This window comes from Runella sp. MFBS21 (genome assembly GCF_029433105.1).
Classification (GTDB): domain Bacteria; phylum Bacteroidota; class Bacteroidia; order Cytophagales; family Spirosomataceae; genus Runella.
Window position 1 is genome coordinate 1,009,780 of sequence record NZ_JARNTW010000001.1, and the last position, 14,634, is coordinate 1,024,413.

12 protein-coding genes are annotated in these 14,634 nt (G+C 42.3%); 5 read left to right on the forward strand and 7 right to left on the reverse strand.

Annotated elements, in window-relative coordinates; genetic code table 11:
* Positions 1-83: 83 nt before the first annotated feature.
* Positions 84-1,286: an MFS transporter gene (locus P1X15_RS03920; protein ID WP_277336824.1), complete on the reverse strand. Its 1,203-nt coding sequence runs from the start codon at positions 1,284-1,286 to the stop codon at positions 84-86.
* 83 nt (positions 1,287-1,369) lie between these two features.
* Here P1X15_RS03920 and P1X15_RS03925 point away from each other — a divergent pair, with 83 nt between their 5' ends.
* Positions 1,370-1,594 (forward strand): DUF2905 domain-containing protein, encoded by a 225-nt coding sequence (locus tag P1X15_RS03925; protein WP_277336898.1) that lies wholly within the window; start codon positions 1,370-1,372, stop codon positions 1,592-1,594.
* A gap of 54 nt (positions 1,595-1,648) precedes the next feature.
* Entirely contained in the window at positions 1,649-3,766 is a 2,118-nt protein-coding gene (locus P1X15_RS03930; protein WP_277336825.1) for a bi-domain-containing oxidoreductase, read from the forward strand.
* A gap of 61 nt (positions 3,767-3,827) precedes the next feature.
* Here P1X15_RS03930 and P1X15_RS03935 read toward each other — a convergent pair whose 3' ends face one another.
* Positions 3,828-5,015, reverse strand: coding sequence for a cation:proton antiporter (locus P1X15_RS03935; protein WP_277336826.1), 1,188 nt, complete (start codon positions 5,013-5,015; stop codon positions 3,828-3,830).
* 104 nt (positions 5,016-5,119) lie between these two features.
* Positions 5,120-6,634 (reverse strand): trypsin-like peptidase domain-containing protein, encoded by a 1,515-nt coding sequence (locus P1X15_RS03940; RefSeq protein WP_277336827.1) that lies wholly within the window; start codon positions 6,632-6,634, stop codon positions 5,120-5,122.
* Between the two features lie 433 nt (positions 6,635-7,067).
* Between P1X15_RS03940 and ruvX the strand changes: the two genes are divergently transcribed.
* From ruvX to P1X15_RS03955, 3 genes are read left to right on the forward strand one after another with little or no spacing between them, the layout of a single operon-like run.
* Complete coding sequence (gene ruvX / locus P1X15_RS03945; RefSeq protein WP_277336828.1) at positions 7,068-7,481, forward strand: Holliday junction resolvase RuvX; 414 nt, start codon at positions 7,068-7,070, stop codon at positions 7,479-7,481.
* 46 nt (positions 7,482-7,527) lie between these two features.
* Positions 7,528-8,100, forward strand: coding sequence for a peptide deformylase (def, locus tag P1X15_RS03950; protein ID WP_277336829.1), 573 nt, complete (start codon positions 7,528-7,530; stop codon positions 8,098-8,100).
* Positions 8,101-8,155: 55 nt separating this feature from the next.
* Positions 8,156-8,887: a 3'-5' exonuclease gene (locus tag P1X15_RS03955; protein ID WP_277336830.1), complete on the forward strand. Its 732-nt coding sequence runs from the start codon at positions 8,156-8,158 to the stop codon at positions 8,885-8,887.
* 26 nt (positions 8,888-8,913) lie between these two features.
* Here the strand turns inward: P1X15_RS03955 and P1X15_RS03960 are convergent, their stop codons facing one another.
* The 4 genes from P1X15_RS03960 to uxuA form a co-directional block, all read right to left on the reverse strand.
* The gene (locus tag P1X15_RS03960; RefSeq protein ID WP_277336831.1) at positions 8,914-10,191 is read right to left on the reverse strand and encodes a TlpA disulfide reductase family protein; all 1,278 of its coding nucleotides are present in this window, start codon (positions 10,189-10,191) and stop codon (positions 8,914-8,916) included.
* A gap of 148 nt (positions 10,192-10,339) precedes the next feature.
* Positions 10,340-11,098, reverse strand: a complete 759-nt coding sequence (locus P1X15_RS03965) for an SDR family NAD(P)-dependent oxidoreductase (RefSeq protein WP_277336832.1) — start codon at positions 11,096-11,098, stop codon at positions 10,340-10,342.
* Positions 11,099-11,222: 124 nt separating this feature from the next.
* Complete coding sequence (locus P1X15_RS03970; protein ID WP_277336833.1) at positions 11,223-13,322, reverse strand: alpha-glucuronidase family glycosyl hydrolase; 2,100 nt, start codon at positions 13,320-13,322, stop codon at positions 11,223-11,225.
* Between the two features lie 48 nt (positions 13,323-13,370).
* Positions 13,371-14,591, reverse strand: a complete 1,221-nt coding sequence (uxuA, locus tag P1X15_RS03975; protein WP_277336834.1) for a mannonate dehydratase — start codon at positions 14,589-14,591, stop codon at positions 13,371-13,373.
* Positions 14,592-14,634 lie beyond the last annotated feature (43 nt).

Below are 14,634 nucleotides of genomic sequence, written 5' to 3' on the forward strand. Positions count from 1 at the left end.
ACGTCGGCAAGGAAGTTTCCTAGCCGACGCTTGGTTTTTTAAAGATTAAATAAAACTGTGAAAGTCTTAGTTTGATACAAAAATCAATGACTAACCTCCACATTGTCGCTGGACTTATCATTAAAAAAAATCAAGAACAATACTAAAACTACGGCGGCAATGCCTGCAGGCACAGTCCAGACACTCAGCCAATTGGTAACATTGGCTGCGTCGGTATTGGCGGCTAATACTTTTCCGCCAAGCCATGACCCAATCCCCATCCCGAGGCCATAGGTAGCAAGCGTGATAAGCCCTTGCGCCTGCGACTTGATGCGTTCTCCTGCTTTGGTATCGGTATAAATCTGACCTGTCACGAAAAAGAAATCAAAACACACACCGTGTAACAAAATAGCGACGTAGAGTATCCACTCACTCGTTGCGGCATCTCCGTAGCCAAAGCACAAAAAGCGGATAATCCACGCGATAAGCCCCACGCCCAACATCCATTTTACGCCCAATCTACTAAACGCGAAAGGAATCAAAAGCATAAAACCCACTTCTGAGACTTGCCCTAGCGACATTTTGTTTTCTACAAATTCCATTCCTGATGCTCGCAACGAAGGATTGGCGAAGGCATAGTAAAACGACAATGGAATACAAATTGCTACCGACGAAATAAAGAAAATGGCAAAGGAGCGATTTTTGAACAAACTAAAAGCATCGGCTCCGATGATTTGACCTATATTCATAGGGCCAGTAGCACGAGGAGGGGTATTGGGCAAAGTAAACGCCAACAATCCTAACAAGATAGAAGTAAAGATAGAGATTTGAAAAATCGTAACTTTATCTCCTACGTTCAAGAAACCGATAAGGTTAGTGACAGCAATCCAAGCGATAGTACCCATGACACGAATGGTAGGAAAGTCTTTTTCGGGCGAAGCAATATGACGCATCGAAATCGAAGTTGTAAGCGCAATACAAGGGGCAAAACAAAGACAATAGCCTAAAATCACCCAGAAGAAAGTCCCGGCGTCGTTGATTTGAGAAATCAAAAACAATAAACCCGCTCCTACTAAATTGAGTACGCCAAGCACCTTTTGAGCTGCAAAATAGCGGTCGGCTACTGCCCCAATAAAAGGAGAAATAATCATGGCAATCGAAAAAGCTAAGTAAGCATTCCCGATTTGGTCGCCTGTGGCGTTGAGTTGTTTACCAAGATAAACGCTCATTTGACCGTACCATGACCCCCACGTAAAAAATTGGAGGAACATCATGAGCATTAATTGTATCCGGACGGAAGACTTCATAAGTGTTTTAGGGTTTATGGTTTTGAAACGGCGAAAATGAAGGTTTTTGCTCAAAAATTCAAATGCTTCGTAAATTTGGCGTCATGAATCCTTCACTTGGCAAATATCTCATGGGAATTGGCCTCCTGCTATTGGTAGTGGGAGCTATGATTTACTTTTTTTCGGACAAACTTCATTGGCTGGGGCGTCTTCCAGGCGATATACGTATTAAGCGTGATGGCTTTGGGTTTTACTTTCCATTGGTCACTTGTATTGTGTTGAGTTTGATTCTTAATTTGATTATTTGGTTGGTAAGACGATTTTTTTAAACCATTCGCCAAAAGGCATTTGTTAACTTTGCGGCCTTTGATGCACAATACCCCATGAAGCAACTTATCCAAAATCTTAAAAACGGGCAAACGATATTAGAAGAAGTGCCAGCTCCACAAGTAAAACGCGGCACCATCCTCATCAAAACTACACGAAGCTTAGTATCTCTTGGAACGGAGCGAATGCTCGTTGAATTTGGGAAAGCAAACCTGTTGGAAAAAGCTCGCCAACAGCCCGATAGGGTGAAAATGGTGCTTGATAAAATCAAATCGGATGGTTTGATGCCAACGCTCGAAGCGGTTTTTAACAAGCTTGGGCAGCCGTTGCCGTTGGGATATTGTAATGTAGGGGAGGTCATCGCGATAGGGGAAGGAATCACCGACCTCAAAGTGGGAGACAGAGTTGCTTCTAATGGGTCACATGCAGAAGTGGTGTGTGTACCTCGAAATTTGGCCGTAAAAATCCCCGATAATGTGACCGATGAGGAGGCTGCTTTTACGGTTATAGGGGCGATTGGTCTGCAAGGGATCAGATTGCTCAATCCTTCGCTGGGCGAGACAGTAGTAGTGATTGGACTAGGGCTGATAGGGCTGCTTACTGCTGAGTTATTGCGCCTAAATGGTTGTAGAGTAATAGGGTTTGATTTTGATGAAAACAAGCTCAATATAGCGCGTCAGAAGGGGATTGTGGTGGCCAATCCATCGGCGGGTACCGACCCCGTTAAGTGGGTACAGTCGTTGACCAAAGGTGTAGGTGCTGATGGCGTAATCATCACTGCCTCTGCTAAAAGCGATGAGATAATCTCTCAAGCGGCACAAATGTCGCGGAAGCGCGGTAAAATTATCTTGGTAGGGGTGATAGGGCTCAACTTAAGTCGTGCAGAGTTTTACGAAAAAGAATTGTCTTTTCAGGTATCATGTTCGTATGGTCCAGGACGCTACGATGATGACTACGAGCAAAAAGGGGTAGATTATCCTTTACCTTTTGTGAGGTGGACCGAAAATCGCAATTTTCAGACCATTTTACAGCTCATTGAAAGCGGGTTGCTAGATGTAAAACCTTTAATAACAGAAGTAGTACCCCTTGAAGAGTATCAAAAAATATACGGGGATATGGGTAAAGGCGGGGCAATTGCCTCCTTGCTTTCTTATCCCAAAGAGTTTATACAGGCGTCTACGGTACGTTATCACTCTCAGTCTTTTGCAGGCAAGAAAGGAATTGTTGGGATTATTGGGGCAGGGAATTTTACCAAAATGACTCTATTGCCTGCTCTAAAAAACAGTGCTTCTATCAAATTTATTGCAAGTGCAAATGGACTTTCGGGAACCGCTCTTGCCCAAAAACATGGTATCACTTTTAGTACGACTGATTATAAAGAAATTCTGAAAGATGACGAAGTAGACTTAGTAATGATTACAACAAGGCACCATCAACACGCTCGCCTTGTGATTGAAGCATTGAAAGCTGGGAAACACGTTTTTGTAGAAAAACCGTTGGCCATTTTTGAAGATGAATTTGAAGAATTGATTCAGACATATGCGGAAATTTCTTCCGCTGCTCCAAGTATAACGGTTGGGTTTAATCGTCGTTTTTCGCCACATGTTCAAAAAATGAAAAGTCTGCTTGGTGAAGCGTCCATGAATGTAATCGCCACAATGAACGCCGGTTTTATTCCTTCTACTTCATGGGTACACGATAGAGCCGTGGGGGGAGGAAGGATTTTGGGGGAGGCGTGTCATTTTATTGACTTGATTACTTACCTGACAGGGAGTCGCATCACAGCCGTATGCATGAATGCCATGGGGCTACAACCTACCGAAACATCAGACAATGCTAGTATTTTGTTGCGATACGAGAATGGTTCAACGGGCGTGATTAATTATTTCTCAAACGGTCATAAATCCTACTCCAAAGAAAGAGTAGAAGTATATTCTCAAGAGCGGACATTTATCCTTGATAATTTCAGGACTTTAGAAGGGTATGGTTTTAAAGGATTTTCTAAACTTAAAACGACTCAGGATAAAGGGCATCAAGCCCAATTTCAACAACTGCTCAGTTGGATTCAGTCAGGAGGGGAGCCACTTATTCCTTTTGATGAGATTGTGAATACGACCCAAGCTACTTTTGCTGCTCTTAGGAGTTTGAAAGAAGGAGCTTGGGTGGTTGTATAAAAAAATTTATGCCGCGTTTTGAAGCTTAATCGTCTATTTAATCTTGAATAACGATAGGCCCTTATTCTGTTTTTTCAATCAAACTAATTTCTTTTTTGTCCAACATTAGACCTACCATCATTACTAAAGCTGACAAGATAACTACTTGTATGATAAGAGATTTGTTGACTAGTGGGATGATTTGAGGAGTAGGTATGCTCAAAAAAAGTAAGATAGTAATAAGACCGCGAGGAGCAATAAACACAAGCGGTGAAAGTTCAGTTTTGTAGAGTTTCAATATCAACAACCTAATCAGATAGATACCTGCCACAATCCCCACAGCCCACACAAAAGTCTGGGGGTTGAGGATTTCGGAAGTTTCCATCAAGTAGCCAAAGAGTAGAAAAAAGAGTACTCTTATAATAAACGTAGCTTCAATTGTTATTTCTTTAAACTTCTTTACTTCCCGATTGAGCAATTCTGGTTTTAGCCATTCGATGACAGGCAGTTGCTTCATTTCGTCTAGATTCCCTAAAAACAACCCAAAAATAAGAATGAAAATAAGAGCAGGGAGATGGTATATTTTGGAGATATTATAAATCAAAATCACTAATACGATGATGGGGGCAAACTTGATGTGAGTATTGATTTTATTGAGCAAATAAGAAAGCCCGCCTGTGGCAATAAAAGAGATAATAATAATACCCAATAGTTCTCCCAAAAAATCCCAAATAGTTTTGATACCGAAGGTGTTGTTAAGAGCTACAAAATTAAAAAAAACCACCCCAATGATATCCGACAAACTACTTTCGTAAATGATAAATTCTTTTTGAGAGCCTGATAAATTTTTGACGCTTGGAATGGCAATAGCACTACTTATGACACAGAGCGGAATAATATTGGTAAGGCCTGTTTTGAAATCAATGCCATATCCAAAGTAAAATATACTTGCAAATATTATGGCCAACAAAACGATTGGAAGCAAAGCCACCATGAAAGATTTTTTTACCAACGAAAACTTAGAAGGGTTTAGCTCAAGTTCAAGAGAGCCTTCTAATACGATGAGAATCAGTCCAATCGTTCCTAAAATAGGTAAAATAGGGTTAAGGTTAGGTATTCGGATACCGACCGTAGTCGAAATTTGTTTGACTAGCCACCCAAGCAATAGCAATAAAATTACTGAAGGAACTTTGGTTTTTGAAGAAGTAATGTCAAAAACGTAAGCGATAAGAATCAATATACAAATCGTAATAATGATAGCTGTTGTCATTCACTATGAGGTTGAATATTTATACAATAGTACTAAAGCATTTTGTAAAACAAAAGGGTGAGTCTTGCTGACCCACCCTTTTGTAAAAGATAAAAACTTAAGATTTAAAGATTGAATCCAAACGAATACACATCTTCTGGATAATCTAGGTACAAGCCTTCCATTTGGACGCGTGTCCCTTTTTTAGACGAAAGTGCAGCCTTAATCTCTTTTACAGAGCGTACCGCTTTACTATTTACTTTCGTAATCACAAAACCTTCTTCTACTCCTACTCGCGCTAGTTTTCCAGCTTGCATGGCAGTGACTTTCACTCCTCCTTCAATATTGGCACGTTGAAGGCGTTGAAGTTCGCGTTGATTGAGGTCGCTAAACTGTGCACCTAGAGAATTAAGGGCTACATCTGCTTCATCTGTTTTGATGATTTCGCGGCCACCTTCACGATTACGAAGTGTCACAGTATAATCTTTCACAGAACCGGCGCGGTTTACGGTCAATACTACACTTTCGCCAGGGCGTTTGCGAGCTACTAACTCACGGAATTTAGGGTCAGAATCAACATCAATACCGTCTACTTTTGTAATCACATCACCTACTTTAAGGCCAGCGTCTTTGGCGGCGCTATTGCCTTCGCCAAATCCTTGAACATAAATACCGGTTGATACTTTTACATCGTATTGGTCTGCTTTTTTGCTATCCAATTCTTCAGGAATAATACCGATATAGCCACGTTGTACGCCACCAAATTTGATAATGTCAGTTGAAACTTTTTTGACTAAGCTAGAAGGTACTGCAAAAGCGTATCCAGCATAGCTACCTGTAGGGCTTGCGATAGCGGTATTGATACCTACAAGTTCTCCTTTGAGATTGACCAAAGCGCCACCAGAGTTACCAGGATTCACTACGGCGTCGGTTTGAATAAAAGATTCAAGAGGAGTATCACCTTTGAGTTGATTGCCATTGCTGCGGAATTTTTCGGCTAAGATACCAATACCACGGCCTTTGGCACTTACAATACCCGCCGTAACAGTCGATTCAAGGTTGAAGGGGTTTCCTACTGCTACTACCCATTCACCTACTTTGATTGCGTCGGAGTTTCCGAATGCCAGAGCAGGAAGGTCTTTGGCTGGAATCTGAATAACCGCAATGTCAGTAGAAGGGTCTGTCCCAATTACTTTGGCTTTGTAAGTACGTTTGTTTGACATTACTACTTCAAGTTCTTCGGCACCTTCTACCACGTGGTTGTTGGTGACGATATAGCCATCAGGGCTTACAATTACACCTGAGCCTGAAGATTCTTGTTTTTGAGGGCCACCACGACGCATTCCAAACTCTTCTCCGAAGAAGTCAAAAATATCCATGCCTCTTTGTTGAGCTTGGCGCATTGCAGAGGCTTTGATGTGTACTACCGCAGGCGTAGAAACTTCGGCAGCATAGGTAAAATCAGCAGCTGCGCCGCTTGGAGCGCTGCCATTCGTAAAGCGGGTAAGGGAAGGCGTGCTAGCCTCTGTGAAGATGACATCTTTGGTGTCGTTAAGACCGCCAAGCAACTTAACGCTTCCGACGGTTACTGCACTCGAAATGAGTCCAACCAATGCCAACGATTTCCAATTTTGGTTCATGACTTTATGTGATTTGGTTTTGGTTTTTTAAAACAAAGATTTGTGAAAGGGTTTTCTAACAAACCATTGGCCGAAAGGCATCGACATAACGCCATTCACTAAAAAAAGAGTGCCCAAATTTCTTATTTTTAACAATATTTAACAAGCAAATGTTTGGGCAATTTTTAGGCGTCTATTATATCCCTAAAATAATAATGCTAGGCGATGTAAACTGTCAAAATGTCATAGAATAAAGGTTTTTTTGTAAGTGCCTTCTCCTGAATCCTGCCGATTTTTCTGCTATATTTGCAGCAAAGTTGGTTTTTCTCTCTGAAATCAAAGTTTGAGAGGCTGGCAAGGGCTTACATCTGTTTTAGGATATCAAAACCGTTGATTGCCAGTTTGTTGACTTTTTTCCACATAATGAGGAAATGTTTTTTAAAAAAAAGTACAAGTGGGTAGAATTTTGGCCATAGATTACGGAGCTAAGCGAACTGGATTGGCGGTTACGGATCCGTTGCAGATTATAGCAACGGCGCTAGACACAGTGCGCTCGCATGACTTAATGGAGTTTTTGAAGCGTTATGCTAGTCAAGAATCTTTGGAGGCATTTGTGATAGGAATGCCCCGTAATCTTGATAGCACTGATACCAATAACACCCCGCTCGTCAAAGGTTTTATCAAACAGCTTAAGAAAGTATTTCCGGATACGCCTATCTATGAGCATGATGAGCGTTTTACGAGCCGAATGGCATTAGATGCTATGATTGCGGCGGGTTCCAAAAAAAGTGACCGACGTGATAAGTCAAATATTGACAAAATAAGTGCAACGATTATACTACAGTCTTTTTTAGAAAGTCGTCGTTGAGAAAAACTCAGAAAAATTTTATCAGATTAATATTGCATAGACAACAATGATTTTTCCTATAGTAGCATATGGCGATCCCGTGTTGAGAAAAGTGGCACGCCCTATTGAGAAAGATGAATTCAATTTGCCCGAATTAGTCGAAAATATGTACCAGACTATGTATGATTCATCGGGTATCGGGCTGGCAGCTCCCCAAATCGGACAGAGTATTCGATTGTTTATTGTGGATGGTACCCCTCTCAACGAAGATGAAGAAGAGGAAGACAAAGACCCTAGTTTGGAGGGATTTAAAAAGGTATTTATCAATCCCCAAATCTTACAAGAAGAGGGGGAAGAATGGGCTTTTGAAGAGGGGTGTTTGAGTATTCCGGGCATCAGAGCGGATGTGTATCGTCCCGAAAAAGTAAAGATTAAATACCGCGACTTGGACTGGAATGAGCACATTGAAGAATACGATAATATGGCTGCGCGCATTATTCAGCACGAATATGACCATTTAGAAGGCAAACTTTTTACCGATTATTTGCCTATGTTGAAGCGTCAGATGCTTAAAAAACGCTTGGCCGATATTTCTAAAGGCAATGTAAAAGTGGATTATAAAATGAGGTTTCCCAAATAATTATCACAACAGAGACGGAGCTTGTTAGGCTTCGTCTTTTTAATAGCTTATCACCATGCAAGACCTTCGCCAAAAAGCTAAAAATATTTTGTTTATCGATATCGAAACCGTATCGGGTAAAGCGTCGTTGGATTTGTTTGATGAACGAATGCAAGAGCAATGGGAACGCAAAGCGATCAATATCCGCAACGATGATCACGTGTCAGCTTTTGATTTGTTTTATCGTAGAGCGGCGATTTACTCTGAGTTCGGCAAAATCATTTGCATTGGTGTAGGAGCCTTGTATTGGACTAGTAGTGACGACAATCCTCGCTTTAAGGTAAAATCTATTGCGGGAGACGACGAAAGAGCTATCCTGTTGGAATTTAAGGAATTGGTAGAAAAATATCCGCAAAATCAACTAGCCCTGTGTGCACACAATGGCAAAGAATTTGATTTCCCGTATTTGTGTCGTCGGATGCTCATCAATAAAATCAAACTCCCTGAATCATTGCAGATTTCAGGCAAAAAACCTTGGGAAATTCTCCACCAAGATACGCTAGATATGTGGCGTTTTGGCGATTATAAAAGTTTTGCTCAGTTGGATTTATTGGCGGCGCTATTTGGTATTCCAAGCAGTAAGTCGGACATCAGTGGTGAGGATGTAACACGGGTCTACTATGCCGAAAAAGACCTCGCTCGCATTCGTAGATATTGTAAAGAAGACGTAGTCGTCTTGGCGCAGCTTTGGCTTTGTCTTAACCAGTATGACACCATAAAACCCGAGCTCATTGTAAGAGCTGAATAAGACAGAACTGTGATTAAGATTGAATTTTAGTCAACCAATTTTAAGATTTCACTGAGTGTATCAGGAAAGCTTGGTCGGGGCGCATTGGGTAAAACTACATTGCCTTTTTTGTCGATAATCATGTATCTTGGGATACTGTCGATGGCGTATTTGCGAAGGAGTTGGGCATTGAGATTTATATTCACATGTCCATGCTCGCCGGGTAGTTCAAGCGCCTGAAGAGCTTGCTTCCAAGCGCCTGAATTTTGGTCGATTGAAATATACAGAAAGACCACCTTTTTTTGTTGTTTTTCGGTAAGCTTTTCGTGGAGTGCTTTTGAGTACGGAAACTCTTTGCGACACGGCCCACACCAGCTTGCCCAAAAATCTACATATACCACTTTCCCTTTAAAATCAGATAAGTAAAAAGGTTTTCCGTCTATAGTTTGGAATACAATATCTTCACCTTTTTTAGGTGTAAGAGTGCTTTCTTTGGTAGGAGTGGGGGTAGCAGCTGCTATTTCTTCTTTTCGATTAAGAGTTTCTTGACATTTTTCGGTAGCAAGCTGTACATAGCGTTCACTTTGTGGGAGGCGTTTTAATTCATCAATGGTATTGATAACCGCATCTTTGGGAGTATTGGTACAATTTTCTCGCACCAATCGACAGAGGTAATAAGGCAATAGCGGGCCTGATAAGTACTTTTTTGCAAATGCCGCCTTGTCATTCATTGCTACTCCTAGGTTGGTATATTTCTCAAAACCGCGTTGACGAGAATTGAAATAAGTGACAAAAACCATTAGAAAATCACGGTAAGAAGTACTTAAAAAAGCTTCTTCGTTTGCTATTTTTTTGGGATCTAACGCTTCTATCATGACGTTAGGCAACGAGGCCATCTTTAAGTTACGAGCATCAGCATTGCTTCGAGAAACGGCATAATTGAGAAGCTGATACCAATAGTTCCACCGAATTGTATTTTCGACGTAGTGTTTGAATGAGTCCGAAAGTTGTGAAGATAGAGGATGGTTTTTCAAGAAGGTGGTTTGGGCATTTCTTGTTTTGAATAATTCTATTTCACGGGTGTCGATGTTTTGAGTGAAAGTTAATTGGTATTGTTTTTGCGGATCAAAATCTGACGCAAACTTTTGTTGAAACTCCTGCCAAAATTCTTTATGGGATGAGTTTTGCCATAGCATTTCGTATTGTTGAACCAAACTATTGGCGGCACCTTCCTTGAATATATCGATGCTATCTTTGGGTGAATTTTGGGCAAAAAGACCTCCTATTACAAAAAAACACCATGAAAACAACCACAAAAGCTTCATTTGAAAAATCAGGTTTGAAGATTAGAAATTACCAATCCAATGATAGTACATTAATCATACCATAAGTCTCTGCAAGATTTTTTTCATAAAAAAGACTTTCTAAGTTATCATAACTTAAAAAGTCTTAAAGTGGATGTGGAAAGGCTTATTAAAAACCAATCGAATTACCCCCGTCTACAGGAAGTGAAACGCCCGTCACGTACTTAGCCGCCTCCGATGATAAATACACTGCCGCCCAACCAATATCTTCGGGCTTACCAAAATATCCTATTGGTGTACGGTCGAGGGCCTTGTTCATACGATCGGGGTCACTACTCATGGCGGTCTTCATCATAGCTGTTTCGATAAACCCAGGCGCAATGGCGTTTACTCGAACGTTGAACTTCGAAAATTCGGAGGTGAGTACTTGTACCATCCCTTCTACGCCCGACTTAGATGCCCCATAAGCCACCACCCGGTCAATGCCATAATAGGCGGCCATGGACGAAATCATTAATATAGAACCGATTTGGCGCGCCACCATGCGCTTGGCACAGGCCCGCGTTAGCGAAAATACGGCACTTAAATTGGTATGGATAATTCGGTGAAAGTCTTCATCTGATACCTCCAAAGCAGGTTTTTTCATGTTGATACCCGCGTTGTTTACCAACACATCAATCGGCCCTATGTTTGACTCTATCTGCTCTACCAACGCTTCTAATTGCGACAAATCGGTAACGTCATTCACAACGTAATGCGCTTTTTCGCCCAATTCAGCGACCGCTTCTTGAAGTGGGGTTTCGCGGCGACCTGTGATCACGACCGTTGCTCCCGACGCAATCATACATTTTGCGATGGCATTGCCAATACCACTACCACCACCAGTAATGAGGGCTATTTTGCCCTCTAACGAAAAAATTGGGTTCATTTATTTGGTAATTTTTTGGATTGCTTTTATTAGAAAACTCGCCCCGACATTTTGTTGAGGTAAACGCGGTTCAACTCTCGTATCGACATCTTGTCGGGACGGGCATGGTTTAACGTCTCTGACGTTATCGTAAATGATAAATCTCGGTCAACTTCTTCACCTCATCTAAGGTTCGAGTAGGAGGCACAAGCGGCTTAGGAATTGGGAGTTTACTAAATTCACCAAAATACAGCACGCAAGCATCACGCCACCACAACGCCTCTCGTTCTTGGATTTTCAGGCGGCCTTTCACGTTTTCAAACGTCTCGGTATCAATATCTGACTTTACACTTTCCCAAGCTGTTTGCAATTTGCCTACTTGCCCCACTCCGTCGTAATAACGGTGACAAAGTTCGTCCCAAAGACTGCGTCCGGTGCTTAGCTTGTGGCTCCAAGGTACGTGATGAAACCACAGTAAATAATCCAACGGACACTTGTCATGACTCCCCCAAAGTTGTTGTACCTCAGGGCTATACAATTGAAGCGCATTGCTCACTTTTCCCGTACGGTCAAATCCTAAACCGATGGAATCGGCACGATGATAATAAATCGAAGTCCAGTCGGGACGGGCGGCTTTGGTGAGCCACGGCTCAGGGCCGTAGTGATGCCCCTCTCCCATCATGTGTGATGTTCCCAAGGGGTAGGTATAGCTCACATAGATAGGATGCGACTTGAGCATCATGTCCGTAATTTTTTGTACCGACTGTGGTTTTCGAGTCAGCGTCATTCGGGTCCATTCCTCCGCGATTTGTTCCGGCGAAAGTGTGTAGTCCCACGCCAAGCGACCAAAAGCGTACCAGTTGCTTTGGTTAAATGGATGCCCGCACCAATTGGCATCAGAGCCTGTATTGGCCACCCCCGCCATTAAAGAGAGGGTATGATTTTCGGTACTACCATCGATTATTTTAGCGACGGTGGTTCCTTTTCCTTGGGCATAGGTGTCGGAATCAAGGCATTCCTTAAACATGGGGGCGAGGTAAGTCAAGTGAGTCGATTGCCCCAAATATTCTTGCGTAATCTGAAATTCCATGCCCAAGGTCGTCTTAGGGAATGCCCCAAACATGGGGTGAAACGGCTCACGCGGCATAAAATCAATCGGGCCATTTTTGACCTGTACAATTACTTTTGGGTCAAACATCCCATCCAAAGGCTTAAACTGAGCATAACCTTCCTTAAATCGGTCGCCTTTGGGGTCGGCATTGTAGACAAATGCCCGCCAAATGACGATACCGCTATAAGGCCGCATGGCTTCGGCCAGCATATTGGCTCCATCGGCGTGGGTGCGTCCATAATCTTGGGGGCCAGGCTCTCCTTCTGAATTTGCTTTGACTAAATAACCTCCAAAATCAGGGATGTAACGGTGAATCTCTTTGGTTTTCTCATTCCACCATTTGCGCACTTCTGGGTCGAGTGGGTCAGATGTTTTTAATCCTCCCAATGTACGCGGTGAACGGAAATTGACCGAAATAAAAACCTTGATTCCGTAAGGGCGAAGCACATCGGCAACGGCTTTGATTTTTTCGAGGTACTCATCCGTTAAAAAACGAGAACTGGCATTGACGTTATTAATCGACGTGGCATTGATACCTAAAGAAGCATTGGCACGGGCATAGGCAATATAACGCGGATCTATGCGAAAAGGAAGTTCATTCCATTTCCACATCGATGACCCTGCATAGCCGCGCTCTACGGTTCCGTTGGCATTGTCCCAATGGTTCAACATTCGCAGCTTAATTTTTGGGCTGCTGCTTATTGAAAGCTTAGTGATTGTTTTTCCCGTTTGAATATGGCGTAGCAGTTCAAATACTCCGTACAAAACCCCTACTTCTGACTGAGAAGAAATAACGATGTTGCCTTTTTCCGTAAATAAATCAAAGCCATCGGATGCCGTTGTCGAAGGAGAATTAGGAACTACAGTGAGGATAATTCCGCCCGTTTTTGTTGCTGTTTTAACTACCAATGGTGTTTTTCCTAGCAATCCTTTTAGCCCCATTTCCAATTCTTGTATGGATACTTTCACCGTAGGATGAGAGGAGTTACTTGCCACAAATTGCGTCATTTTTGTATAAGCTTCGCGCTGTTGTCCGTCAGATAACAGATCGTATTTGAGCCAAAGCCGCGAACCGTCGTCGGCGAGAACTGCCGTTGAAACTAATATCAGAAATAGAAACAAATATTTTATCATTGATTTTATTTGGTTATCTCCAGTTAAAGCAGGAGGTAATTTATAAAGCTAGAGGCTTCTCTCAATCGCCAATTCCAATCCTCTTAACTCCGCCAATCCTCTCAAACGTCCAATCGCCGAGTATCCGGGGTATGATTTATCTTTTCCTGTTTTTGGTAAATCATCTAGCATTTGATGTCCGTGGTCGGGGCGCATCGGAATGTGCACATTAGGTCGTCCCAATTCATGGCGTTTTTTACTTTCTCTTACAAATGCTTTCACCACGGCATACATATCTACATCGCCAGTAAGGTGATCGGCTTCGTGAAATATCAACTGATTATCTTCGGAGGCTTCGCGTTTGGTTGCTCTCAAATGGACAAAATGGATTCGGTGCCCAAATCGCTCTGCAATTCCAGCAAGGTCGTTATCAGCACGAACGCCCAACGAACCAGTACAAAACGTAATACCATTGGCCTGTACATCACAAGCCTCCATGAGTTGCGCTAAGTCACTCTCGATACTCACTACACGCGGCAATCCTAGTAATGGCATCGGAGGGTCGTCGGGGTGAATACAGAGATTGACACCCACTTCTTGGGCAACTGGCGCTACTTGTTGGATAAAATAGTACAAGTTAGTCCTTAATTCGGCATCACCAATGTGTTTATAATTGTCTAATAGACCTTGAAAAGTAGCCAACTCAAACGCCTCATTGGAGCCAGGTAAACCCAAAAGTACCGTATTTTGAAGCATGGCTATTTCTTCTGGGCTCATTTGGGCAAACTTAGCACGGGCTTTTTCCTGAATCGCTTCTGAGTAGTCTGCTTCTGCATTGGGGCGTTTTAAAATACATAAATCAAAAGTCGCAAAATCTTCCCACACAAAACGCAAGGCCAATGAACCATCGGGCATCCGATAATTCAAATTCGTACGCGACCAATCGAGTACTGGCATAAAATTGTAACAAACCGTTTTGATACCACAAGCAGCTAGGTTCCGTAACGACGTTTTGTAATTTTCGATGTATTTTTCTCGACTGGGAAGTCCTTTTTTTATGTCTTCATGTACGGGCAAACTTTCTACCACCTCCCACGTCAGAGGGGTATAGAGGTGGTTTTCTGCCTCAATTAGCTGAATACGACGTTGAATTTCTTCTACGCTCCATACTTCTCCTACGGGAATTTGATGCAACGCCGATACCACTCCTGTGCATCCCGCTTGTCGAATATCCCTTAAAGACACAGGATCGTTGGGGCCAAACCAACGCATAGTTTGAACAAATGCCATTTTGTATTTATTAAATTCTTAAAAAGTCAAAGACTTTAGACAG